The sequence below is a fragment of the Salinisphaera sp. Q1T1-3 genome (assembly GCF_003602005.1).
Classification (GTDB): Bacteria; Pseudomonadota; Gammaproteobacteria; order Nevskiales; family Salinisphaeraceae; genus Salinisphaera.
This window is the reverse complement of sequence record NZ_QZWD01000015.1, coordinates 45,938-71,862: the sequence shown is the minus strand read 5'-3', so window position 1 is coordinate 71,862 and position 25,925 is coordinate 45,938. Positions and strand designations below refer to the sequence as shown.

The 25,925-nt window shown below is 65.9% G+C and carries 20 protein-coding genes; 8 read left to right on the top strand and 12 right to left on the bottom strand.

Translation table 11 applies throughout. The features are described from left to right. Positions 1-265 precede the first annotated feature (265 nt). The 7 genes from D3260_RS13620 to ald all read right to left on the bottom strand — a co-directional run bounded on the left by D3260_RS13620 (position 266) and on the right by ald (position 9,406). On the bottom strand, positions 266-1,324 hold the full coding sequence (locus tag D3260_RS13620; RefSeq protein ID WP_120099156.1) for an RDD family protein: 1,059 nt from the start codon (positions 1,322-1,324) through the stop codon (positions 266-268). Positions 1,325-1,469: 145 nt separating this feature from the next. Beyond that, entirely contained in the window at positions 1,470-2,294 is an 825-nt protein-coding gene (locus D3260_RS13615; RefSeq protein WP_158583543.1) for a nitrilase-related carbon-nitrogen hydrolase, read from the bottom strand. After that, entirely contained in the window at positions 2,294-3,631 is a 1,338-nt protein-coding gene (locus tag D3260_RS13610; protein WP_120099154.1) for an APC family permease, read from the bottom strand. Before D3260_RS13610 ends, D3260_RS13615 begins: the two co-directional genes overlap by 1 nt. Positions 3,632-3,680: 49 nt before the next feature. Beyond that, positions 3,681-5,027, bottom strand: coding sequence for a histidinol dehydrogenase (hisD, locus tag D3260_RS13605; RefSeq protein WP_120099153.1), 1,347 nt, complete (start codon positions 5,025-5,027; stop codon positions 3,681-3,683). A 697-nt stretch (positions 5,028-5,724) separates the two neighbouring features. After that, positions 5,725-6,288, bottom strand: a complete 564-nt coding sequence (locus tag D3260_RS13595) for a cupin domain-containing protein (RefSeq protein WP_120099151.1) — start codon at positions 6,286-6,288, stop codon at positions 5,725-5,727. Positions 6,289-6,455: 167 nt separating this feature from the next. Continuing rightward, a complete protein-coding gene (locus D3260_RS13590) occupies positions 6,456-8,054 on the bottom strand; it encodes an isocitrate lyase (protein WP_120099150.1) in 1,599 nt (532 codons plus the stop codon). A 233-nt stretch (positions 8,055-8,287) separates the two neighbouring features. Continuing rightward, entirely contained in the window at positions 8,288-9,406 is a 1,119-nt protein-coding gene (ald, locus tag D3260_RS13585) for an alanine dehydrogenase (RefSeq protein WP_120099149.1), read from the bottom strand. Between the two features lie 126 nt (positions 9,407-9,532). Between ald and D3260_RS13580 the strand changes: the two genes are divergently transcribed. Continuing rightward, positions 9,533-10,318: a gamma-glutamyl-gamma-aminobutyrate hydrolase family protein gene (locus D3260_RS13580; RefSeq protein ID WP_120099148.1), complete on the top strand. Its 786-nt coding sequence runs from the start codon at positions 9,533-9,535 to the stop codon at positions 10,316-10,318. Positions 10,319-10,341: 23 nt separating this feature from the next. Here the strand turns inward: D3260_RS13580 and D3260_RS13575 are convergent, their stop codons facing one another. Next, on the bottom strand, positions 10,342-10,563 hold the full coding sequence (locus tag D3260_RS13575) for a hypothetical protein (protein ID WP_147418201.1): 222 nt from the start codon (positions 10,561-10,563) through the stop codon (positions 10,342-10,344). A gap of 198 nt (positions 10,564-10,761) precedes the next feature. Between D3260_RS13575 and D3260_RS13570 the strand changes: the two genes are divergently transcribed. The 7 genes from D3260_RS13570 (at position 10,762) to katG (ending at position 18,959) form a co-directional block, all read left to right on the top strand. Continuing rightward, a complete protein-coding gene (locus tag D3260_RS13570; protein WP_147418200.1) occupies positions 10,762-12,153 on the top strand; it encodes a glutamine synthetase family protein in 1,392 nt (463 codons plus the stop codon). A 26-nt stretch (positions 12,154-12,179) separates the two neighbouring features. Beyond that, positions 12,180-13,481 (top strand): FAD-binding oxidoreductase, encoded by a 1,302-nt coding sequence (locus tag D3260_RS13565; protein ID WP_120099145.1) that lies wholly within the window; start codon positions 12,180-12,182, stop codon positions 13,479-13,481. Positions 13,482-13,885: 404 nt separating this feature from the next. After that, positions 13,886-14,725 carry a uroporphyrinogen-III synthase gene (locus D3260_RS13560; protein ID WP_120099144.1) on the top strand — a complete coding sequence of 280 codons (840 nt, stop codon included), beginning with the start codon at positions 13,886-13,888 and terminating at the stop codon, positions 14,723-14,725. Between the two features lie 10 nt (positions 14,726-14,735). Next, on the top strand, positions 14,736-15,224 hold the full coding sequence (locus D3260_RS13555) for a DUF3429 domain-containing protein (RefSeq protein WP_233544080.1): 489 nt from the start codon (positions 14,736-14,738) through the stop codon (positions 15,222-15,224). Positions 15,225-15,228: 4 nt separating this feature from the next. Next, entirely contained in the window at positions 15,229-16,080 is an 852-nt protein-coding gene (locus D3260_RS13550) for an alpha/beta fold hydrolase (protein WP_120099143.1), read from the top strand. Between the two features lie 86 nt (positions 16,081-16,166). Then, on the top strand, positions 16,167-16,625 hold the full coding sequence (locus tag D3260_RS13545) for a Fur family transcriptional regulator (RefSeq protein ID WP_120099142.1): 459 nt from the start codon (positions 16,167-16,169) through the stop codon (positions 16,623-16,625). Between the two features lie 87 nt (positions 16,626-16,712). Continuing rightward, a complete protein-coding gene (katG, locus tag D3260_RS13540; protein WP_120099141.1) occupies positions 16,713-18,959 on the top strand; it encodes a catalase/peroxidase HPI in 2,247 nt (748 codons plus the stop codon). 153 nt (positions 18,960-19,112) lie between these two features. On the opposite strand, the gene D3260_RS13535 is transcribed toward katG, so the two are convergent. The 4 genes from D3260_RS13535 to D3260_RS13520 all read right to left on the bottom strand — a co-directional run bounded on the left by D3260_RS13535 (position 19,113) and on the right by D3260_RS13520 (position 25,896). Continuing rightward, positions 19,113-20,477, bottom strand: coding sequence for a 3-oxoacyl-ACP reductase (locus tag D3260_RS13535; RefSeq protein WP_120099140.1), 1,365 nt, complete (start codon positions 20,475-20,477; stop codon positions 19,113-19,115). 408 nt (positions 20,478-20,885) lie between these two features. After that, complete coding sequence (locus tag D3260_RS13530) at positions 20,886-22,124, bottom strand: alpha/beta fold hydrolase (protein ID WP_120099139.1); 1,239 nt, start codon at positions 22,122-22,124, stop codon at positions 20,886-20,888. A gap of 4 nt (positions 22,125-22,128) precedes the next feature. Further along, positions 22,129-23,391: a serine hydrolase gene (locus tag D3260_RS13525; RefSeq protein WP_120099138.1), complete on the bottom strand. Its 1,263-nt coding sequence runs from the start codon at positions 23,389-23,391 to the stop codon at positions 22,129-22,131. Between the two features lie 3 nt (positions 23,392-23,394). Continuing rightward, a complete protein-coding gene (locus tag D3260_RS13520; protein ID WP_120099137.1) occupies positions 23,395-25,896 on the bottom strand; it encodes an acyl-CoA dehydrogenase in 2,502 nt (833 codons plus the stop codon). Between the last annotated feature and the right edge of the window lie 29 nt (positions 25,897-25,925).

The following is a 25,925-nucleotide window of genomic DNA, read 5'->3' as shown; positions in this document are numbered from 1 at the left end:
TGGCACGCCACGACCGGCGACTCGCGCCTTGCCGGACACGATTTGTGGCGCCAACGCGGTGCTCGCACGACACATCAAAAGGCCCCAGGGGGCGTCGTGACGAGATAGACCGTCGCACCCGCGGCCAAGCAGCGGCAAGACAAGACATCGCGAGCCGGGCGTGGCCCTGCCACGTGAGCGCGCGATGACGCCGGATTGTCGTCGCTTGGCCGCTGGCCCTTCGGGTCGCCTCTGCCTATCTCGTGACCACATACCTGGCCATGCCTCATTCACCCTGTCGGCACACCGACGGTAATAGGCGATCCGGCAGGTCCGGACTGTCGCATGCGATGACGAACTCGTCCGTGTCGGCATCTCGCTGGACGTGCAGCTGCAGGGCCCGACCGTCCAGCGGACCACCGTGGGCGAACGCGCTGACCTCGAGCCGATCTCGATTGAAGGTCACCCGCTGCACATCCGTGTGGGTCTTGTGATAGTCGGTCTCGGCCAGCGAGTCAGGCAACGCGTTATTGGCCTCGTTGTACACCGCCACCGCTTTCATCGCCTGCGCTGCCTCGAGCCACAGGTCGTGCGACTGAATACGTGCCTTGCCGGCCACGAGGGCCGGCGGTGCTTTCGGATGGCCCGACCCCACGCTCATGGCCCACTGGTTTTTCGCGACCTGTTTGACCGAGGCGCCGAGCAAGAGCTGCGCAACCGCCCAGCCGCCGACGATGCCGACCGTACAGACAAAGGCGAGTCCGGCACCGAAGATATTCGGCCGAGGCGCGAGCGGATCGGTCATGACGATCTGGTCGGTGACATCGCGATAGACAACCCGAGTCCCGGCGAGCTTGTCGTGCAGCCCCTGTCGGCGTCGGGTCACGGCAATCATGAAATAACCGACACCGAACAGCAGACCGCTCACGTATTTGCCGAACGCCCGGCCATAAGCCTGGCCGATACTGATCCGATCGCCGTTTTCGTCGACAACGGCCATGCCCAGCAACCATTTGCCCGGCGTGGCCCGCAGCCGGCTTGCCGAGAACAACGCTTCGTAGGACGCCGTGACCACGAGCCTGGCGATCGTGCTGTTGAACGCCAGCAGGATGGCCTGCAGCACCGGATTGGCCGGAGGCGCGAGACGCCAGCTGACCAGCACCAGCACGATGAGGACGTCGACAAAAGCATCGATGGCCCCTGCCGACGCGCGTCGCCAGAAACCCGGGTAGACATCGGCCCGTATCGGCATGCTGCCGGCGGTCGTGACCTCCGATCCGCAGCGACTGCAGAATCGGTCGCCCTCGTGTCGCACGGTGCCGCAATGGGCACACGCTGTTGTCATCCTTTGCCTCCCGGCGTGCCTGCCCCAGCCTGGACCGGGGATCGTCTCAAGCTAGCAGGCACGCAAGCGCTGCCACAAGGCCACCCGACGCGGCGCTCGCGGCGATGCATGGCCCCTGGGGAGAGCACGGGCGCGACGGCCTGGCTCAGGCCGGCATGTCTGCCCGCGGCAGCCCACGCACGACCGGCAATGCCGCGACCGGGTGAAGCGCGAGATAATCCGGCCGAATATCGGTTTCCACGGCAAGCGAGAGCTCGAGCTGGCAGAAGCCCTCGGTTTCGCCGTCACACTCGCCACGGATCTGACCCGCCGAATCCGCGACAGCACTCTGACCGGTGAAGTGATGCGACTCGCCCTGGCCTACCTGGTTGACGTAGACATGCGGCCGGCGATTCTCCAGGGCACGGGCCTGGACACACAGCCGATGATCCGGCGCGAACGGCACCATGTTCGCGGAAATGCTCACCAGCAGTGCCGCACCGGCACAGGCCAGCGCGCGGGCCGGCTCGGGAAATTCGATATCGAAACAGATCAGCAGCCCGACCGACACGCCGCATAACGACACCACAGAGCCGGTCTGGCCCGCTAGAAAGACGCGTGCCTCGTCGCCGAACAACTGCAGCTTGCGGTAACAGCCCGCGATGCGGCCATCCCGATCGATGGCGAGCGCGCTGTTATGGATGGCATCGCCATCGCGCTCGATCAGGCCCACGACGATGGCCGTGTCGTGTTCGACGGCGAGCGCCCGGGCACGCGCCACGTGCGTGCCGTCCAGCGCTTCGGCGTGCGTATGGACACTGCGGGTCGTATAGCCGCTGAGAAACAGCTCCGGCCAGACCATCAGATCGGCATCCCGATGGATGGCCAGCGCCCGTTCCATGCTCGCCAGATTGGTCTCCGGCGCGCCCAGCACGGGCAGCTCCTGAACCATGACGATGTTCAAAGACGAGGGCGTTCGCACCGTGGCCATCATGCCTTCCTATCGATCGCGAGCTTCGGCGGCGCCTGGCGAAATCCGCGCGTGATCCAGGCCAGCCACCCCAGGCCGAGCAAGAACCAGACCAGGCCGACCGCAACGGCATCGAAGTCCAGGTTGCAAAGAAGATAGACATCCACCGCGGCGCCGGCCGCCGGCAACAGCACCCAGCCCAGCACGCCGCGGACGCCGGTCTGCGGGCGATGCCGCCACCAGTGGGCGATGACCGCGATATTGACGAGCGTGAATGCCGAGAAGGCGCCGAAATTGATAAACGATGCCGAGGTCGTGACATCCACGAACAGGCCGATCAACCCGGCCGCGCCAATCAGCAGAACTGCCAGCGTCGGCGTGCCGCGTGCCGACAGCCGGGCCAGCGGCTTGGGCAACGCACCGTCGCGGCCCATGGTGAACAGCAGTCGCGAAGCGCCGGCCTGAATCGTCAGACCGCAGGCGAACTGTCCAACCACCAGGCCGGCCAGCAGCACGGCGGCGAACAGATTGCCACCGACTGCCCGCGCGATCTCCAGCGCCGCCGAATCCACGTTGGCGAACGAGCCGCCCGGATGCACCAACTGGGTCACCCAGGCCACGCCCACGAACAACACGCCGAAGAACAGCACCACGATGATCATCGCGCGCGGAATGGTGCGTTTCGGATCCCGCGTTTCCTCGGTCAGCAGCGTCAGACCGTCGAAGCCGATGAACGAGTACGCAGCCACGGCGGCCGCAGCCGCGACCGCCGAGACTGTGGTCGCATCGTTGTGGAACGGTGCCAGCGCCGAGGGCCCGGCCGGCGTGCCGGCCCACTGGGCCAGACACAGGCCGATGAACAGCGCGATGACCAGCAGCTGGAACGCGACCAGCACATAATCCGCTCGCGTGGTCGTCTTGATTCCGATCAGGTTCAGCGCGGTGGTCGGCAGGATATAGGCGATCACCCAGACCGCCATCGGCACGCCAGGAAACTGATCGGCCAGATAGGCGGCACCGATCAGCCACACGACCAGTGGAATGAAGAAATAGTCCAGCAGAATCAGCCAGCCGGTGAGAAACCCCAGATGCGAGGACAGCTCCTCGCCGACATAGGTATAGGCCGAGCCCGATTTCGTGTGATGCACCTGGGCCATCCGGCCGTAGCTGTAGGCCGTGAAAACCATGGCCATGAGCGTGACGACATAGGCCGTCGGCGCCGTGCCGTTGGACAGATGCGCGATGATGCCGATCGTGGCCAGCACCACCAGCGGCGTCACCCAGGCGATGCCGATGATGCACACGCCGCCCAGACCGAGCGTGCGCTCGAGCGCACCCGACGCTGATTGTTGCTTCATCTGCCTGCCCTCTGATTGCTGGATCTGCCGGCGCCTCGCGCCGGCCTGCTCACGCCTCGCCGCGCTCGTCATCCACGATGTCGGCCAGCCCGCCGGACAGGATCGTATCGACCGCCTCGGGGTACTGACGGATCGCCGCGGCCCGGGCATGGCCTTCCATGCGCTCCGTGCGTGACTGGCGGATCGCCGACGGCGCCACCTGGGCAACCCCGTCCGCGGTGATGCGCTGATGCGTCACCGTCTTGAGATAGGCACCGACCCACAATCCACCGGTATACCGGGCGGCCTGGCCGGTCGGCAGCGTGTGGTTGGTACCACAGCACTTGTCCGAGAAGACCACACTCGACTCCGGCCCGAGAAACGCCGAGCCATAATGGCTGATGCGGGCAAGCATGGTGTCGGGGTCCTGCATCTGAATCTGCAGATGCTCGGTGGCCATGGCGTCGGTGAATGCCACCAGCGCGTCGATATCGTCGCACACCACGACCTCGCCCCTGTTCTGCCAGGCCGCGCCCGCCACCTCGGCGGAAGATAAACTTTCCAGCTGACGTTCGACTTCAGCGATCGTGGCTTCGGCCAGGGTCGTTGACAGGGTCGCCAGACCGGGCCGAGCCATCGGATCGTGCTCGGCCTGAGCCAGCATGTCCGCGGCCAGCACACGTGGATCGGCCGTGTCGTCGGCGATCGTGAAGATTTCGCTCGGCCCGGCCAGCGCATCGATGCCCACCGCGCCGAAGACCTGGCGCTTGGCCTCGTTCACGAACGCGTTGCCCGGGCCCATGATCTTGTCCACAGCCGGCATGGTTTCGGTACCGTAGGCCATCGCCGCGATCGCCTGGGCACCGCCGATACGAAAGATACGAGTCGCCCCCGCCAGATGACAGATCCCGACCATGGATTCAGGCGCGGTCGGCGGCAGGCAGGCCACGATCTCCTCACAGCCGGCCACCACGGCCGGCACCAGCGACATGATCGGCGCCGAGAGCAGCGGATAGCGGCCACCTGGCACATAACACCCCACGGTCCGCAACGGCAGGATGCGATGCCCGAGATGCACCCCCGGCAGAGTCTCGATCTCCAACGGCTGCAGCGTCGCCCGCTGAGCCTCGGCGAATCGCCGGACCTGCGCGATCGCGAACTCGGTATCGCGCCGCGTGACGGCATCGAGCCCCTCGACGCACGTCTGGCGCGTCCTTGCATCCACCTCGAATGCCTCGCACGACAGGCCATCGAAACGTTCGGTATAGACCGCAAGCGCCGCATCCCCACGCTCGCGCACCCCGGTGATGATGGCCGCCACGGTTTCAGATAAGGCGTGATCGGCCTGTGGATCGGCGGCCGCCGCGGATTTCAAATAGCGCACACGCGCTGCCAGCGCCTCGGAAATCTCTCGCATGGTCCATTCTTGGGCAACAGTTGGTAATAATACCTAACACATTTGCCCATCGCCGGTCGAACGTATTCGGGCGTGTCTTCGCGGGCAAATCATCGGCCAACATGGACGTCGCAGGCGCTGAGCGAGGCCGCGAAACGCAGCCACAAGGCCGCCGCCAGCCCGGCACGCCAAACGCGAAGAGCAGACGCCGACGCCAGCCCGGAAGAAAGTTGATCCAGTGACGCGGTCATGCCGCCTCGCACGCGATCGGCCTTTTTGCAGGGCTTGGCGAGATTGCGTGCAAGCGCCGCGGCCATCCGCCAATCGCGCGCCGCCAGGTCTGACGCTGGCGGCCAACCACAATCCCGACGGGCCATAACACCGCCGGGGCTGGGGACTGTTGCGGTTTCGTGCGAGTCCGCGCCAAGTGCGCCCTGAAATTGATGACGGGCGGCAAGACGAGGCATAGCACGCATAGCACGCATAGCACGCATAGCGTGTCATTCTGCGCCAGCGTGCTGGAACGCTGGATTGCCGTCGTGTTTTTGATTTTGGGGGCACTTGTCCCGAAGGGTTGGGCCACCCATGAAAAATCGACGATGGGCGCCCGGCGGCGTTGCCAGCCTTGATCGTGGCACGCCACGATCGGCAACTCGCGCCTTGCCGGACACACCGCGGTCTCTCGACGAAAAGGCGCTCGAACGAAACATCAACAGGCCTAGAACGTCGGCGGGCTCACGGCGCTGATCACCACGCACGGCAGCGTGAAGGGGTTGCGCATGCGATGGGGCTGGCGGCTGTCGAAGTAATAGGCATCTCCAGGGCCGAGGACGCTGATCTTGTCGCCGACGGTCAGTTCCAGCCGCCCCGCTACCACGACGCCCCCTTCTTCGGCAGCGTGCTGATAAGGCGCCTCGCCGGTATCCGCACCCGGCTCGTAGCGCTCGTGCAGGATCATCATCGCCGCCCCCGTCAGATCGCGGCCGACCTGGCGATAGGACACGGTGTACCCGTCGGCCAGCTCGACGAGCTCATCGGCCCGATAGACGACCTGATTCCGGTCAGGCAGCGGATCGGAAAAGAACGCCGAGAGCGTGGTGCCGAGCGCATCGAGGATCGCCTTGAGCGAACTCACCGACGGACTGTGTCGCTCGCGCTCGATCAGGGAGATCGACACATGGCTGATATCGCTGCGCCGCGCGAGTTCACGGATCGACAGCCCCTGGGCTATCCGCAGTTGCCGGATACGTTCTCCCGTACCGGCGGCCGGCTCGGTCGCCATGCAGGCCTCCCCTAGGGCGTTCCGATTAGTTGTATTCCGCACCTTAACCGGAACAAACCGGCGCGACGAGCCCGCCGTACTTGATACGACATAAAAAAACGGGGCCCGAAGGCCCCGTCAAAAACCGCGACGGTCGAAGTCGTCGCGGTCGAACACCGTGTTCCAGACTAGCCGAACTGGTTCATGGTGTTGTGCGAGCCGCCCGCCTTGAGTGCGTTTTCACGGGAGAAGAACTCCTTGTGATCGTCACCGATGTTCGAGCCGGCCATATCCTGATGCTTGACCGTGGCAATACCGTCGCGGATTTCCACCCGCTGCACGTCACGCACATAGGCCAGCATGCCCTCATCACTAAAATAATGGCGTGCCAGCCGGTCTGTCGACAATGCCGCCGTGTGATAGGTCGGCAATGTGATCAGGTGATGGAACACGCCTGCCTTCTGCGCGGCGTCGCGCTGGAAGTTCTGTGTCCATTCGTCGGCAACTGCGGCCAGCTCGGTGTCGTCGTAGGCCTGACTCATCAGATCCGCGCGATCATAGGCGGCCACATCGCGCCCGTCGGCCTGCCAGGCGTCATAGACCTGCTGACGGAAGTTCAGCGTCCAGTTGAACGACGGGCTGTTGTTGTAAACCAGCTTGGCGTCGGGCACTTCGGCCCGGATGCGATCCACCATGCCGCCGATATGCGCGACGTTGGGCGTCGAGGTCTCGATCCAGAGCAGATCCGCGCCGTTCTGCAGGCTGGTGATGCAGTCGAGCACCACACGGTCTTCGCCCGTGCCCTTCTTGAACTCATACAGGCCGGAGGACAGGCGCTTGACCTTGACCAGCTTGTCGTTCTGCTTGATCACAACATCGCTGGCATTGATCTCGGACGGGTCTGAAATGACATCGCCGTCGAGATAGCTGTTGTACTGATCACCCAGATCGCCCGGCGCCTGCGAGACCGCGATCTCCTGTGTCAGGCCCGCACCCAGTGAATCGGTCCGGGCGACGATGATGCCGTCATCCACGCCCAGTTCCAGAAAGGCATAGCGCACGGCGTTGATCTTGGCCAGGAACGAGGCATGCGGGACCGTGACCTTGCCGTCCTGATGGCCGCACTGCTTGACGTCGGAGACCTGATTCTCGATCTGGATCGCACAGGCCCCGGCTTCAATCATCTTCTTGGCCAGCAGATAGGTCGCCTCTTCGTTGCCGAAACCGGCATCGATATCCGCGATGATCGGGATGACGTGGGTCTCGAAATTATCGATCCGCGACTGGGCCTTGCGCGCGGCGACTTCGTCACCGTCGGCGCGGGCCTGCGCCAGGTCGCGGAAATGATGGTTGAGTTCCCACGCATCGGCCTGCTTGAGGAACGTGTACAGCTCCTCGATCAGCATCGGCACGGCAGTCTTTTCGTGCATCGACTGATCCGGCAGCGGCCCGAATTCCGAGCGCAGCGCGGCCACCATCCAGCCCGACAGATACAGATAGCGTCCCTTCAACGAGCCGAAATGCTTCTTGATGGAAATGGCCTTCTGCTGGCCGATGAAGCCGTGCCAGCACCCCAGGCTCTGGGTGTAGTTGGCCGGATCGGCATCGTAGGCGGCCATGTCCTCTCGCATGATCCGGGCGGTATGGCGGGCGATGTCCAGCCCGGTGTGAAACCGGTTCTGGGCCCGCAGACGCGCGGCATGCTCGGGGTTGATCGCCCGCCAGGCCTGGCCCTGGCGCTCGCACAGCGCGCTGATCTGATCGACATGATCCGTGTATTGAGACATCAGGATAGTCCTCCTCGCGTGAAATCCTGCCGCCGGAATGAAACTCGCTTTTCTAAAAACAAGTCATTCCGAAAACTCTGGGCAGCATTCTAGGGCGGACCGGCGAATACGAATAGAAAATGAAATCAATTCTCGATATTCACCACATGAATGATTAAAGCGATGTATCGCCCCCGCAGGTCGATTGACGATCACGCCCGGCTACGTCGGCCCGGCGTGCTCGAATGGCCGGCTCAGCCTGCGAGCGCGTCGTCGGGCGTGATGTATTCGTAGCCGTGGCGCGCGGCCACCGGCGCGCAGGTGACGCGGCCGGCATGCACGTTGAGCCCGTTGGCCAGATGGTCATCATCGGCCAGCGCGCCGGCCAGCCCCTTCTCGGCCAGGGCCACGACGTGAGGCAGCGTGGCGTGGTTCAACGCATAGGTCGATGTCCGCGGCACGGCGCCGGGCATGTTGGCCACACAGTAATGCACCACGCCGTCGACCAGATAGGTTGGCTCGGCGTGGGTGGTCGCTCGCGACGTCTCGAAACAACCGCCCTGGTCGATGGCCACATCCACGAGCACTGCACCACGCGGCATGGCCGCCACCTGATCGGCCGAGACCAGTTGCGGGGTTTCGGCGCCGGCCACCAGAACCGCACCGATCACGGCATCGGCCGCAAGCACCTCCGCCTCGGTCGCTGCCGTGGTGGCATAGACGGTCCGCAGCGAGGGGCCGAAGCGAGCCGCGAGCCGGCGCAATACGGTGAGATTGTTGTCGAGCACGACCACATCCGCACCCAGCCCCAGTGCCATGGTGATGGCGTTCTCGCCGACCACGCCGCCGCCGATGACCACCACGCGCGCCGGGGACACGCCCGGCACCCCGCCCATGAGCACGCCGCGCCCGCCGACCACGCGTTCCAGGCCGCGCGCGGCTGCCTGGGCCGCCAGCCGGCCGGCGACTTCCGACATGGGCGCCAGCAACGGCAGGCCGCCGGCGGCATCGGTGATCGTCTCGTAGGCCACACAGCTGGCCCCCGAGGCCACAAGATCGGCCGTCTGTTCGGCATCGGGCGCCAGATGCAGATAGGTGAACAGAATCTGCCCGGCCGAGAGTCGCTTGCGCTCGGTAGCCTGCGGTTCCTTGACCTTGACGATCATCTCGGCACCACCGAACACGGCCTCGGCGCCGTCGACGATCGTCGCACCGGCGTTGCGATAGGCCTCGTCATCGCAGCCGATGCCGTCGCCGGCGCCGGTCTCGACGGTCACGGTGTGGCCGCGCGTCATCAGTTCACGCACGCTGTCCGGGGTCAGCCCGACGCGGTATTCGTGTGCTTTGATTTCCTTCGGTACGCCGATATGCATAAGAATCCTTGTCCGGCCCTCGCGACCGGTCGTGCTGCGGTGATGGATGCCGGCGCTGCGTTGGATGCGCGCGTCTCGCCGGGCACGGGCCATTCGTGATCACAATTTATGACAAAGGAGTCTCGCATGCCCGCACAGCGCCCCCGAATCGGCGTGCCGGCCGACTGCAAGCCGATCGGGACCGACCCCAGTCATGTCGTCGGCGAGAAATATCTCGCGGCCGTCGCGCACGCAGCAAAGGGCGTGCCACTGATCCTGCCAGCACGGGCGCCGGGCGCCGAGCTGGCCGACCTGCGCGAGATGATCAGCGCCGCCGACCTGCTCGCGGACATGGACGGTCTGTTTCTCACCGGCAGTGCCTCGAACATGGCGCCATGGCGTTATCACAGCCGCGATGCCCAGCGCGGAGCGGCCGACGCACAGCGCGACGACAACACGCTGGCGCTGATCGGCGCCGCGCTCGCGCGCGACATGCCGATACTGGCGGTGTGCCGCGGCTTCCAGGAGCTCAACGTCGCCTGCGGCGGCACCCTGCATGGCGCGGTCCATGAAGTGCCCGGACTGGCCGATCATCGCGATGCACCGGACGCACCGCGAGAGACACGCTATGCCGATGTGCACGACCTCGATCTGGCGGCCGACGGCTGGCTCGCCGGCTGGGCCGAGGCAACGACCATCCGTGTCAATTCGCTCCACGGCCAGGGCATCGATCGGCTCGGCGAGCCACTGATCGCCGAAGCCCATGCGCCCGACGGGCTGGTCGAAGCCGCCCGGCACGCGCACGCCACGTTCGTTTTCGGCGTGCAGTGGCATCCGGAATGGCGCTACGCCGCGCATCCGGTCTCGATGGCGATGTTCGCAGCCTTCGGCGACGCCGCGGCCCGGTTCCGTGCCGCCCGGCGCCGCGACTGAGCCGCCCATCGGCCTCGCGGGGCTCAGTCGAGCGCCTCGAGCCGGGCCCGGTCCTGTTCGCGCAACGCGCCGAGTCCTTCACCCACGTCGGCCTCGATCGCAAAGCGCAGGGCCTGGGCATCCTGTGCGGCCACCGCATCGAGGGCCTCGGCGTGTCGATCGACCACATAACCGGTCCCGATGTGGCCGATGGCCCGCCGCAGGAACGGCGAGAACTGCAGCCACACCGATTCCATCAGCGGCATGATCGTCGTCGTCTCGCCCGCGGCCAAGCGGCGGCAAGACAAGGCATGGTGAGCCTGGCGTGGGCCCGCCACGTCAGCGCGTGATAACGCCGGATGGTCGTCGCCTGGCCTGCTCTTGACGACGTGCCCTCGTCGTACGTGGCCCGCCTACGCCGCCCTGACGGCAGCTTGCGGGGGTGACGGGCCGTTGCTAATTTCGTGATCACATCCTGCCGCGACCGTGTCTTCATGCCGCACGCCGATCTGCCCGCCGATGTTCGCGCCCTGCTGGACAGCTGGCCGGATCTGGCATTCATCGAAGCCTGTCTCGTGGATATTAATGGCCTGCTGCGTGGCAAGCGGCTCCCGGCCGGCATGATCGACCGGCTCTATACGAAGGGCCTCAATCTGCCGGCCTCCACGCCCTTGCTGGATATCTGGGGTCAGGAGGTCGAGGCGACCGGGCTCGTGCTCGAAACCGGCGACGCCGACCGGCTCTGTCGCCCGGTGCCACAGAGCCTGCGGCCGATGCCCTGGTCGCGTCGGCCGGCGGCCCAGCTCCTGCTCGAGATGATCGACGACGACGGCAGCCGTTTCGCCGGCGACCCGCGGGCGGTGCTGGCCGCCGTGATCGCGCGTCTGGCCGAGCGCGGTCTGCGGGCCGTGGTGGCCACTGAACTCGAGTTCCGGCTGTTCGAATTCGAACCCGACCCGGCCGGTCGGCCTGTACCGGCACATCGCGCGACCGCCCCCGGGCGTCGTTCCCAGTTGTTCGGCCTTGAGGAGCTCGACGGACTCGATGACCTGCTCGGCGAGATCGAGGCCGCCTGTGCCGCCCAGGGCCTGCCGGTGGACACACTGATTTCGGAACAGGGTGAGGCCCAGTACGAAATCAACCTCGAACACGTCGACGACGCGCTGCTGGCCGCCGATCAGGCCCTGATGCTCAAGCGCACCATCAAGGCGGTCGCGCGTCGTCATGAGTTGACCGCGAGCTTCATGGCCAAGCCCTTCGGTGACTCGGCCGGCAACGGCATGCATGTCCATGTCAGCCTGATCGACGAAGACGGCACCCATATCTTCGCCGCCGACCCGGGCAGTGACTCGCGTCTGATGCAGTGCGTGGCCGGGCTACTCGAGACCATGGTCGATGCCACCGCGATCTTCGCCCCACACAACAATTCCTATCGTCGGTTTTTGCCCGGCAGCCATGCACCGATGGCCCCGTCCTGGGGCATCGACAATCGCACGACAGCGATCCGCCTGCCGCTGGCCGAGCCGGCGGCGACCCGGATCGAGCATCGCGTGGCCGGGGCCGATGCCAATGTTCATCTGGTGATCGCCGCGATTCTGGCCGGCATGGATCACGGCATGCGCGAGGGGCTGAGCCCGCCGCCGGAAACCCGGGGCGATGCCTACAGCCGAACGGATGCCACGCTGCCGGATGCCTGGGGCAGCGCGATCGATGCGTTCGAAGGCTCGCCGTTCGTGGCCGCCTATTTCGGCTCGACGTTTCGCGACTGGTACGTGGCGGCAAAGCGCCAGGAACGCGAGCGGCTACGCCGGATCGTGCCGGCGGCCGAACACGATGCCTATCTGCGCTCGGTCTGAGCGCGCCCGTCGAGTCATCCCTGTCCATGAAACAGTCCTCGTTGCCCCGCGCCTGGCCCCACGCGCCCTCGTACTACGCCGCCAGCGCGCATCCGGCGCCGGCCCGGCCGCCGGCCGAAGGCCATCGACGACATCAGATCTGTGTGGTCGGCGCCGGCTTTTCCGGCCTGTCCACCGCGCTGGCCCTGGCCGAACGCGGTTACGACGTGTGCGTGGTCGAGGCCTCGCATGTCGGCTGGGGCGCGTCGGGGCGCAACGGCGGCCAGCTCGTCAACGGCTACTCGCGCGATCTCGATGTCGTGGCGGCCCGATACGGCCGGACGGCAGCCGCCGCGCTGGGCGCGATGGCCTTCGAGGGGGCCGACATCATCCGCGATCGCGTGCATCGATACGGCATCGACTGCCATCTGCGCGACGGCGGCGTCTTCGCAGCCCTGAACCGACGCCAGCTCGACGCGCTGGTCGAGCGCGTGACGAGCTGGCAGGCCCACGGCCATGACGCGCTCGAGATACTCGATGAACACACGATTCGCGCGCATGCCGCCACCGATCGTTATGTCGGTGGGCTGCTGGACCGGCGTGGCGGCCACGTCCATCCACTGAATCTGGCCCTCGGCGAGGCCGCGGCCATCGAGGCCCTGGGCGGCACGATTCATGAGCAGAGTCCGGTCGTTTCCATCGAACACGGGCCGGTGGCAAGCGTGCACACCGAGCGCGCCACCATCCGGGCCGACACGCTGGTGCTCTGCGGCAATGCCTATCTCGGCAATGCCGTCCCGGCGCTGCGGGATCGCGTGATGCCCGTGGCCACGCAGGTGATGGCCACCGAACCGCTCGGCGCCGAGACAGCCGCCCGCCTCATGCCGGCCGGCACCTGCGTTGAGGACTGCAACTACATGCTGGACTACTACCGCATGAGCGCCGACCATCGGTTGCTGTTCGGCGGCGGTACGGTCTACGGGGGCACCACACCGGCCGATATCCAGGCCAGGCTCCGCCCGCATCTGGCGCGCACGTTCGGCGAGCTGGCCAATGTACGCATCGACTATGCCTGGTCGGGCAATTTCGCCCTGACGCTCACCCGGATTCCTCATCTGGGCCGCCTGGCAGACAACGTGTATTTCACCCACGGCTATTCGGGCCACGGCGTGACCACCACCCATCTGGCCGGTGTCATCGTCGCCGAGGCCATCGATGGCAGTCCGGCGCGTTTCGATGCCTTCGCCGCGCTGCGCAATCATCCGTTTCCGGGCGGCCGACTGCTGCGGGTGCCGCTGTCGGTGCTCGGCTCCTGGTATTACCGCGCCCGGGAGGGCCTCGGCCTGTAGCGGACCTGCCGTCGACGACCGTCGCGCGGCGCCGGCCGCGCAAGAAACCACGACAACCCCTAGGGTCTAGGGCCTGTTGAGGTTTCGTGCGAGTCCGCGCCAAGCGCTGTTCTGCGGCAAGACGAGGCATAGCACGCATAGCGTGTCATGCTGCGCCAGCGGGCTAGAACGCTGGATTGCCGTCGTGTTTTTGTTTTTGGGGCACTTGTCCCGAAGGGTTGGGCCGCCCATGAAAATCGACGATGGGCGCCCGGCGGCGTTGCGAGCCTTGATCGTGGCACGCCACGATACGGCGACTCGCGCCTTGCCGGACACACGGCGGCCTCTCGACGAAAAGGCGCTCGAACGAAACATCAACAGACCCTAGACTGGAAAAACCACACTTGGCTGCCAGGCCCGCTGACATGAGCGAGATCGATCCCCTGACCGGACGACGCATCGGGGTGCCCGAGTCACGCCAGCTCGATCTGTTCGCCGACATGCTCGCACGCCGCGGCGCGCGTGTGACACGCTGCCCGCTGGTCGATATTCGTGATGCCCCGGACCCGACGCCGATCCGGGCCTGGGTTGACGATGTGCTCGCCCACGGTCTCGACGACATGATCTGGCTGACCGGCGAAGGCGTGCGCCGCCTCGGCGATTTCGTTGCTCGCATCGACCCCGCGACGCAAGACGCCTTCTGGCAGCGTCAGCGCGCCGCCCGCACGATCACGCGCGGGCCCAAGCCGGTGCGCGAGCTGCGCCCCCGCGGCATCGGGAGCGATCTGCCGGCCACCGAGCCCACGACCGCCGGCGTGATCGCAGCCCTGGCCGGCCAGGATCTGAGCGGCCGACGTGTGGGCATTCAGCGCTACGGCACCGAACCGAACACTCCGCTCATGGATGCCGTCGCCGAAGCCGGCGGACAGGCCCTGCCGGTCGCGCCCTATGTCTATGCCGACGAGGCCGAGGACGACGATGTTGCCGGCTTCATCGATGCCATCGTCGGCGACCGACTCGATGCCGTGGCGTTCACGAGTTCGCCGCAGGTCAAGCGACTGTTCAAGGTCGCACGCCAACGCGATTGCGCCCCGGCACTGACCGACGGGCTCAAGCGGCTGTGTGTTGCAGCCGTCGGCCCGCTGATTGTCGATACACTGGCAAGCTATGGCATCGAAGCCGATCTGGTGCCGGAAACGAACTTTTTCATGAAACCGTTGGTCCGCGCCCTGTCGGCACACTTCGCAGACCAGCCCGCAGCCTGAGCCGTTTCCCATGGAACAACCCAAGTCATCGCAGAAGCATTTCCTCGGCCTGACGGTCGCGCCCTGGCACATGGCCTTCGCCCTCGGGGCGCTGGCGGTCCTGCCGTTCGTGCTCGGTATCTATTACGCCTACTCGCACGGGCCTTTCTTCGCCTCGCGTGCATTGACGTGGCTGCTGGCTTATCTGGGGGTCATCGTCGGTTTCGTCGGCGGCATTCAGTGGGGCCGCATGCTTGCGCGCAACGCCGCGCCGCCCCAGGACATGGTGCTGGCCATCGTCCCGCCGCTCGTGGCCTGGGCCGGCCTGTTGATGAACAGTCCCTGGTCGCTGTTCCTTTTGCTCGGCGCGCTCATCCTGGGCTGGCTGGTCGACGAACACGGCTATCGCAGTGGCTGGCAGGGCTGGCTGTTTCTCCAGCTGCGGCGCGTGCTGACAGCCGCGGTCATCCTCTGCCTCATCATCATCAGCTGGCGCGTATTGCGCGGCGGCGGCATCTGAACCGATGACCGCGGCCGCGCCGGCCGTCCGACTGACGGCCGTCGATGGCGGCGTGTGTCGGCTGACCTATCTGGCCGGTGCCGCTCCCCATCGGGCACCGGTGGCCCTGCTGCACGGCATGTTCACCGACCGCCGTTTCTGGCTGTCGGACAAGGGCATCGGTCTGGCCGCCTATCTGGCCACCGCCGGTCATCCGGTCTATATCCTGCAACGGCGGGGCCTGTCCGACAGTCCCCGCAGCCGTGTCCGCTGCGGCCTTGACGAGCATCTGTATCACGACGTGCCGGCACTTGCCGCGCGGATCCTCGCCGAGCAGGCACGCGCGGCGACCTGGATCGGCCATTCCTTCGGCGGTGTGCTCGCTGCCCGGGCCGTGGCCGAGGTACTCCCGGAAGACGCGGTCGCCGGACTTGTGCTCATCGCCAGCCAGTTCGAATGCGGCAAGCGGCTGCTCGACTGGCCGGGCAATCTGCTGACCCGCGCGATCACCGCCCTGGCCGGGCGTCTGCCGGCACGCCTGGTCGGCCTCGGCCCGGTCGACGAGCCGGCGGCGGCCGTGCACGACGCCTGCACCTGGGTCGAGACCGGCCGACGCGCACCGATACTGAAACAGTCGCTGAGCCGGATCACAGTGCCGGTCCTGGCGATCAGCGGCGCCGCCGACCGGGTCGATCCGACGCCTGGCTGTCGGCGGTTTGTCGCTCATATGCGCAGTCGCGAGCTCACCTTCATCCATGCCGCGCGCCACTCCGGACTTGCCCGGGATTACGATCACGCCGGTGTCGTCGTCTCCCACGACGCCCGGCGCGAGATCTGGCCCCGGATCACCACGTGGCTCGATGCGCCACGCGCTTGAGCCTCCGAACGCACGCCAGGCCGTGCCGGCAGGCGAGCGGCTGCTTTCTTGACCTGGTCCAGAAAATGAACCACCATCGCTTTGCAATGAAACCCAAGACGACAGAAGAACTCCGGGCCGCTGGGCTCCGTGTCACCCGCCCGCGACGCGCCGTTCTGGACTGGCTGGATGACAATCCGCATGCCACGGCAGAACAGGTGCACGAAGGCGTGCGTCCCATGCTCGGCTCGGTATCGCGCCAGGCGATCTACGACGTGCTTTCGGCCTGTGCGAGTGCCCATCTCATCCGGCAGATTCGACCGGCGGGCCATCCGGCGCGTTTCGAGCGTCGGGCCGGCGACAACCACCATCATCTGGTGTGTCGTTGCTGTGGTGATGTCTTCGACGCGGAATGCCACACCGGCCACGCCCCCTGTCTTCACCCCACGCACGATCAGGGCTTTCATATTGATGAAGCCGAAATCGTGTTCTGGGGCATCTGCCCGTCGTGCCAGCCGCTCCAGGCCAGCGCGACGCCGGATGACGACAGGGCGGATGTGCCATGAACGGATGGCCGATGGTCGTGTCCGATCCGGGCATGTTCTGCACGTTGTCCATTTCTGACTGAAATCTCTGATTTGGCAGGATTTGTTATGAGCGAAGAAGTGAAACTGGAAGGCAAGTGCCCGTTCGGTGGTGATCGCATTGGCGGCGCGAACGGCACCGGCCCGAATGCCGACGAACTGTGGTGGCCGAACCGCCTGAAAGTCGAGACCCTGCACCAGGATCCGCCCGAAGCCGATCCGCTGGATCCCGACTTCGACTACGCCGCCGCCTTCAACAAGCTGGATCTCGAAGAGATCAAGGCCGATATCAAGGCGCTGCTGCGTTCCTCGCAGGACTGGTGGCCGTCGGACTACGGCAACTATGGCCCGCAGATGATTCGTATGGCCTGGCATTCCGCCGGGACGTACCGCATCGCCGACGGTCGCGGCGGTGCCGCGCAGTCGATGCAGCGTTTCGCCCCGATCAACTCGTGGGAAGACAACGGCAACATCGACAAGTCGCGTCGCCTGCTCTGGCCGATCAAGAAGAAATACGGCAAGTCGCTGTCCTGGGGCGACCTGATGATTCTCACGGGCAACTGCTCGCTCGAGATCATGGGCTTCAAGACCTTCGGTTTCGGCGGCGGGCGCATCGACGCCTGGGAACCGGATCGGGCGACCTACTGGGGCCCGGAGACCGAAATGCTCGGCCGTGATCGCTGGGAAGGCGAGCCGTACGACGAGCACTACGATCTCGAAAACCCGATGGGCAACTCGGAGTACGGGCTGATCTACGTCAACCCGGAAGGCCCGGCCGCCAACAACGTGCCGATCGACTCGGCCCGCGAGATCCGCATGACGTTCGGCCGCATGGCCATGAACGACGAAGAGACCGTGGCGCTGATCGCCGGTGGCCACGCCTTCGGCAAGTCCCATGGCGCGGTCAAGCCGGAAAACGTCGGCCCGGCCCCGGAAGCCGCCCCGATGCAGGCCCAGGGTCTCGGCTGGATGAACGCCGCCGGTACCGGCTTTGCCGAGTACACGATGACCAACGGCATCGAGGGCTCCTGGACGCCGAACCCGACGCAGTGGGACAACTCGTATCTCGAGAACCTGTTCAAGTACGACTGGGTCCAGACGCATGCCCCGTCCGGCGCCACGCAGTGGAAGCCGGCCGATGAAAACGCGCCGAAGACGCCGGACGCGCATCGTCCGGATGTCAATCATCCGTTGATGATGATGACCTCGGACATCGCGCTGAAGGAAGACCCGTCTTATCGCGAGATCTGTCAGAAGTTCCTGAATGACTTCGATTATTTCGCCGATGCCTTCGCGCGTGCCTGGTTCAAGCTGACCCATCGCGACATGGGGCCGAAGAACCGCTATCTCGGCCCGGAAGTCCCGGCAGAAAACCTCATCTGGCAGGATCCGGTGCCGGAGCGCGACTATGAGCTCATCGACGACAGCGATGTCGCCGAGCTCAAGACCAAGATCCTGGAATCCGGCCTGAGCGTCTCCGAGCTCGTCGGTGTGGCCTGGGGTTCGGCTGCCTCGCACCGCATCTCGGACAAGCGCGGCGGCGCCGACGGTGCCCGCATTCGACTGGCGCCGATGAAGGACTGGGCGGTCAACAACCCGAACGAAGTCACCCACGTCGTCGAGACGCTGGAAGGCATCAAGTCGGACTTCGACGGCGCACAATCGGGCGGCAAGAAGGTCTCGCTGGCCGATCTGATCGTGCTGGGTGGCTGTGCGGCGGTGGAAAAGGCCGCCAAGGATGCCGGCATCGACACCCAGGTGCCGTTCACGCCGGGCCGGACCGATGCCACCGACGAGCAGACCGACGTCCAGAGCTTCGAGTGGCTGCGTCCGATGGCCGACGGTTTCCGCAACTATCGCGACGACTCGGTTCGCTACAACGTCTCCCCGGAACAGGTCTTCCTCGACCGGGCTGGACTGCTGGGCCTGACCGCGCCGGAATGGACCGTGCTGACCGGCGGCCTGCGAGTGCTGGACATCAACGCCGGCGGCTCCAAGGACGGCGTGTTCACCGATCGGCCGGGCGTGTTGAGCAACGACTTCTTCACGAACCTGACGACGATGGACTACTACTGGCACAAGGCCGACGACGACGGGCTGCACTTCGAGCTGCGTCGTCGTGACAACGATCAGCAGGCGTTCACTGCAACGCGCTGTGATCTGGTCTTCGGCGCCAACAGCCAGCTGCGCCAGATCTCCGAGGTCTATGCCTCGGACGACGGCCACGAGAAGATGGTCCGCGACTTCATCAAGGCCTGGAACAAGGTCATGATGCTGGACCGCTTCGACGTGCATAACGTCGATCTCGCGGCCTGATCGATGCAGGATGCGACATCGCCCCGCCGGGCGGTGTCGCCACCGGCGCCTGCGCAGCACGCGCCGAGATCAAAAAAGCCGGCCATCCGCAAGCGATGGCCGGCTTTTTCATGGGCGCCGCTGCAACGCCCCCGTGACGAGTGACGAGGCCGCTCAGGCGCCGATCAGGCTCTGGCCACAGACACGCAGCACGTTGCCGGAGATGCCGCCGGCCGCCGGGGTCGCCAGAAACGTGATCGCCTCGGCGACATCGCGCGGTGTGCCGCCCTGACCAAGCGATGACAGACGCCGCCCACCCTCGCGAACACCGAACGGCATCTCTGCCGTCATGCGCGTCTCGATGAAGCCTGGCGCCACGGCGTTGAAGGTCACGCCGCGGTCTGCTGCCATCGTCGCGCGTCGCTCGACGAAACCGATCAACCCGGCCTTGGTCGCCCCGTAGTTGGTCTGACCGCGGTTGCCGGCGATACCGCCGATCGAGCACAGACAGATCACGCGCCCATCGGAGTTGATGACCTGCTCGTCGGTCAGTACCGCATCGACGGCCAGAATGGCCTCCAGATTGATCGCCAGCACCATGTTCCAGTAGTGCTCGGGCATGTTGGCCAGCGTCTTGTCGCGCGTCACACCGGCGTTGTGGACGACGATATCCACGCCGCCGAATTTCTCGTTCAGAAAGTCGGCGATGCGACGCGGCGCATCGGTGTCGGTGATGTCCAGCGGCAACGCCGTGCCGCCGAATCCGCCAACGGTTTCGATCAGTGTCTCCTCGTCCTGCGGGATATCCAGACACACGACGTGCGCACCTTCGGCAGCCAGCCGTTCGGCCGTCGCGGCCCCGATGCCCCGTGCGCCGCCGGTCACCAGGGCTGTCTTGCCAGACAGCGGCTGGGTCAGCGGCAGCTCGGCCGGCATCTTGCCTTTGGCCGTCACGGTGATCGCCTGGCCATCGACGAACGTGCTGTAGTCGGACAGAAAGAACCGCAGCGGCCCGGCCACGCGGCTCTCGGCCCCCGAGGCGACGTAGATCAGATTGACGGTCGAGCCGAACTTGCCGATTTCCTTGGCGAACGAGCGCGTGAACCCTTCGACCGCCCGTGCGGCCGCGGCCGCCGCAAGCGTTTCCTGCGTTTCCGGCTGGCTCGCGAGCACCACGACCCGGGCATTGCGATTCAGGCGCCGCGCGACCGGATGGAAGAAGTCGTACAACGCCTTGAGGTCGGATGCCGAGGTCATGCCGGTCGCATCGAAGACCATGGCATCGAACGTTAGCTTGTCGTCGCCGGCTCCGGCCTCGGCGCCGACGAGTGCGGCCCCGGTCGTTGCCAGCGCAGCACCAACCGCTTCGCGGGCGGTGGCATGCGCCCCGTGACCGACCAGCACGCGCTGGCCTTCCAGAAACGCCTGCTGGTACGTGCCGTCGGCGCGTGCCAGCTCGGTCGGCGTGGGGATACCCACCGATTGCATGACCTTGCGCATGGCCGGCTTCGAGGCCGCATTGACCAGATAATCGCTCATCGATAACTCCTCGTTTTTAGGGCATATTGTCAACGGATCGGCATCCGGGGCCGGCCGGCGACCACGTCGGTGTTAGGGCCTGTCATTAATCCGGCACCAAAACAGCTGACGACCTCAGCTGTTTTCAACGCCATTGAAAGAAACGCCGGCACTCGTCCGTCTTTTTATCTTCAATGGCTTCACGGCCGTTGGCCGTGGCGCGCGTGCTGTCGCACACGCGCGTTATCACCCCGAAAAATCATCTATTTTTAGGCCGGGTCAATAACACGCACCGACGTGGCGCAACCGCGTAATACAACGGCCGATCGTTTGACGATACCCCCGGATTCCTCTGCCGATCCAAAAATCGATAACGCCCTGATGCTGCCGAATCACGCCGACCGCTGCCTGAATCGCCGGCCCGATGGCTCACTTGGTCCGTGCACGGCGGCCGGCCGACGTGGCCGGGCGGTCGTCCAGCCATTGCCGAAGCACGTCGTAGACCGCCTCGTCGCCGAGCAGGTCAAAGTGGTGGCGTCGCGCGAACACGCGCGCGGTGATATCCGGCGCCGCGCCGGCATGGCGACGGTCGGTCGCGCTGTCGATGCCGACCAGCAGGTCACCAAAACAGCGATCACGGACATCACCGCGCCGCTGACCAAGGGTAGCCGCGAGCAACAGATAAGCCGGCCGATGCGCCTCGATACGCGCATCAGCCGGCACGCCACCGCCGCGCAGATCCTGAATACCGGCGCTGCGGGCCTGCCCGATCGCCGCGAACGGGCGTGTATAGGGTGTCCAACCCAGGGCACCGGTGGTCGCATGGGCCAGTCGCGCCAGCGGTGCGCCCCGATGCGGCGAGCCGAGACACACGAAGGCATGACAGCGCTGTGGCCAGCGCAGGCCAGACGCTGTCGCCTGAGCGAACGCGTGATGCGCGACCAGGCCACCCATGCTGTGGCCCACGAGCACGATGTCATCGAGCCGGCCGGGCCAGGCCGCCAGGAGAGCTTCGAGCTGCACGGCCAGTTCGCGGCCGTTATCGGCGATCGCCCGGCCGGTGTTGTAGCGCAGGCGCAGCGTCGTGGCATTCCGATCGACGGCCAGCCGATCACCGATATCCGGCTCCTGACCGCGTCGCCACTGGCGGTCATTCATGCCCAGCCCATGAATCAGCAGGACGAGCCGGGGCCGCGCCGAGGCGAGCCGCGCGGCCAGAGCCGGCCGGTCGCCCGTCGGCAGCGCATCATGCGATGCGTCGTGGCAGGTCATGGTCAATGCCAGCTCGTTGCCGCTGGCCGCCAGATAATCGCCACAGGCGCCGTTGAGCGCGCTCTGGAAACCGAGCGAGACATCGTGCGGGCCCGGCCGGGCCGGCCACGGCGCCACGGCACGGGTGAGACCCACGCCCGTCCGGGCAATCGCAAAACTCAAGGCACCGATGTCGCGCACCTGGCGATAAACCAGGCCCCGCACCGGGCGAGCGATCGCGACCGTCGGATTCCACGCGGCGCCGGTCTCGCTGACCGCGTCGTGTACGCCGGCCACGATATCCACGGTGCCACGATAGACATCCGCCGCCACGCCGATGCCGCCCCGCAGCCAGAGGCCGGCGGTGGCCAGTGTGCCCGGCCCGGTCGATTCGGCAGATGATGGGCGCTCGTTCATGGGCTCAACCGGCCGCGCCACAGTGTCGGTTGATCGTCGCGAGCAACTTCGACAGCGCCAGCAAATGCCCGCCGAGCACGGCCTTGCCCGTGGTCAGCAGACCACAGGCGATATCGCGGGACGGATCGGCCCAGCCGAGAATATTCATGAAACCGAGATGACCGTAGCTTTCGCCCGACATCGGTCCGTACAGACCGATCGGCGTGGTACCGAGCATCAGGCCTTCGCTGTAACGAAGCGGCACCTTGAGCATGGGGTCGGGCCAGGCATGACCGACCGCGCGTCGAGCCCGGGCCACGGTGGCCGGCGCGAACAGGCGCTGTCCCTCGTAGCAACCATCGTCGAGCAGCAGCTGGTAGAAGCGGGACAGCTCCTCGGCGGTGGCGTAAAGGTTGCCCGAGGGGATGACCGCGTCCATGAACATGTCGCGATTGGAGATATCCACCACGTCGTCGAACGAGACGCCGAGGGCGGCACGGGCCCAGGCCGAGATCGGCCAACGGACCGGCATGCCCGCCACGTGGTTGACGGCCACCCGGCCGCGCGAGCGCCCGTCGAGCCCATAGGTGAAGTAACGCATGCCGAGCGGGCGGCGCAGGCGACTGTTCAGATAATCGGTCAGCGGCGCGCCGGTCACGCGCCGGATGACTTCGCCCAGCACGAAACCGCCGGTCATGGCGTGATACACCGGCCGCCCGTGCCGGCCGCTCGCCGGAGCCGCACAGATTCGCTCGATGCAGCCGTCCCAGTCGGCCAGGATTTCCGGCCCCTGGCCGGCAATCGGGAACTGCGGGAATCCGCCGCGATGCGACAACACATCGGCCAGCGTGATCGCCGATTTGCCCTCGGCGGCAAAGGCCGGCAGATAGCGGGCCACCGGGGCATCGAGCGATACACCGCCCTCCTCGGCCAGCTTGTGCGTCAGCAACGCGATGATGGCCTTGGATGCCGAGAACAGACAGACCGGCGTATCCGGCAGTGCCGGTCGGGCATCCTCGGCCGGCGGACGCTCCGGGGCCAGCCCGCGTGCATAACCGATCGAGCGATTCAGCACGACGCGCCCCCGATAGCGCAGACAGAACGTCAGCGCCGGATGCACACGCGTGCCGTAGAACGCCTCGACGGCGGACCAGATGGCCTCGATGCGCTCGCCGGACAGCCCCGTGCGCCACGGCGCGACCTCCATGTCCCGATCGACGTGCACCCAGGGCGCCGGCCCCGCGTCGGGCAGACGAATCCGGCGTGTACCGGGCAAGCCCCAGTCCATGTCTCAGGAGACCTTGCGCAGGGTGTCGGCTTCTTTGTCCTCGGCGCGTCGGGCCGCCTCGGAGTTCGGGTTCATCAGATATTCCTTGGAGAAATCGTCGGTGAGCAGCACGTCGTAACGCAGTCGATCGTACTCGCGGATAGCCTCGGCCTGGGCCTCGTCGAGCCGCCCCCTGGTCACGGCATCGGCCAGCTGTTCGGCGATCGTCTCGCCCACGATCTCGCCCTTCTTCACACCGCGCAGGAAATCACCGTAATACGGATCGACGTCCTGCAGCTTGTCGAAGGCCGCCATCAGTCGGCCGGTCGGATCGTTCTCACCGCGACCCACGAAGATGTCGTAGCTCATGCGCTTGCCGAAGGGCGAATCCAGTGACATCGAGGCCATCTGATCGCACAGCCGCGCGTTGATTTCGTCGGTCGGCCCGGCGAAGCGACGGCCGGTCGGCAGCGCCACGATCGACAGCAACGGCCGCAGCCGAGCGATCGGATAGTTGCGGATGAAATCGTGGAAGGCTGCTTCGATCTCATGCAGGTGATATTCCAGTGCCCAGGTCGCATGCACCGTGTCCTGTTCACTGGCTTCGTTGTCTTCGCAGGCCTTGAGCGTGGCCGAGGCCATGTACAGATGCGACAACACATCGCCCAGCCGTGCCGAGGTCGACTCCTTGAGTTTCAGCGCGCCACCGAGACTGCCCATCGCCAGGTCGGCGGAAAACGCCAGCGCGGCCGAGAAACGCTCGAGGTGACGATAGTAGTCGGCCATTTCGCCCTCGACCGGCGCCCGGGCCAGGCGCGCCCCGGTGATACCGAGCGTGAATGCCCGCACCATGCGGTTGATGGAAAACCCGATGTGAGCGAACAACAGCTTGTCGAAATCGCGCAGCCCCTGCTTGAAGTCGTCGCTGTGCGCGGCCTCCATCTCCTTGAGCACATAGGGATGGCACCGGATCGCCCCTTGCCCGAAGATCATCAACGAGCGCGTCATGATGTTCGCACCCTCGACCGTGATCGCCACCGGCAGGGCCTGGTAGGCCGCAGCCAGATAATTGCGCGGTCCCATGATGATGCCGCGCCCGGAGTGGATATCCATGGCGTGGTTGATCACCGTGCGCATCATCTCGGTGGCGTGGTACTTGATCATCGCCGTCACCACGCTCGGGGTGCAATGATCCACGCCCGAAGCGGTCAGATTACGCACATTCTCCAGGATGTAGGCATAGCCGCCGATCACCCCGAGGCCTTCACGCACACCCTCGAAGTTGCCGATCTCGGTACCGAACTGGCGTCGGATACGTGCATAGGCCGAGGTGATGCCGTACATGCCCTTGCCGGTCGCCGTGGACAACGCCGGCAGCGAGATGCCACGGCCGGCCGACAGGCATTCGACGAGCATGCGCCAGCCCTTGCCGGCCTGTTCGGGCCCGCCGATGATCGCATCGAGCGGCACGAACACGTCCTCGCCGTGGATCGGCCCGTTCATGAACACCGCACCGGGATAATGGCGGCGCCCGATGTGCACGCCGGGCGTATCGGTCGGCAGCAACGCGGCCGTGATGCCGTACTCGACCTTGTCGGGATCCCCCAGCAGGCCGTCCGGGTCCTTGAGCTTGAACGCCAGGCCCATGACCGTGGCCACGGGTGCCAGCGTGATGTAGCGCTTGTTGAAGGTCAGGCTGATGCCGAGCACGTCCTCGCCGTCGATCGTGCGCTTGCACACGATGCCGCGGTCCGGCATCTGGGTGGCATCGGAGCCGACTTCCACGCCGGTCAGGGCGAAACAGGGAATCTCCCGGCCGCTGGCCAGCCCCGGCAGCCATGTGTTCTGCTGGGACTCGGTACCATAGTGGACCAGCAACTCGCCCGGGCCGAGCGAGTTCGGCACCATGACCGTGACCGCCGCGGTGAGTGAGCGCGTGGCGATCTTGGCGACCACACAGGACTGGGCATAGGCGGAGAAGCCGAGCCCGCCCTTGTCCTGCGGAATCAGCATCGCGAAAAAGCGATTGTCGCGGATGTATTGCCAGACATCCTCGGGCAGATCCTTCAGTTCGAAGTTGACCTGCCAGTCGTCGATCATCGCGCAGAGCGTCTCGGTCTCGTTGTCGAGAAAGGATTGCTCGGCGGTGGTCAGCTCGGTGAGCTTGAAGTCCAGCAACTGTTGCCAATCCGGCCGACCGCGGAACATTTCGCCTTCCCACCAGACCTCGCCGGCGTCGATGGCTTCCTTTTCGGTCGCGCCCATCTCGGGAAGAATCTTGCGAAAGAGCGTGTACAGGCGCTTACTGACCAGAGCACGGCGCAGGGGCACGAGATTGAACAGTACAGCCGGAATCGCGAACAGCACTCCGACGAGCGTCACACCGATCGGCCCGAGCACGCCCACGCCCCAGAGGGCGGCGATGACCGCGGCCGTGACGGCCGTGAACACGACCCGCGACACACCGCGATACAGCAACGTCCAGTACAACGCGATGAGTATCAACGCAGTAATCAGTCCGAACATGATGACCTCTTAGAAACGCGGCAGGCGCG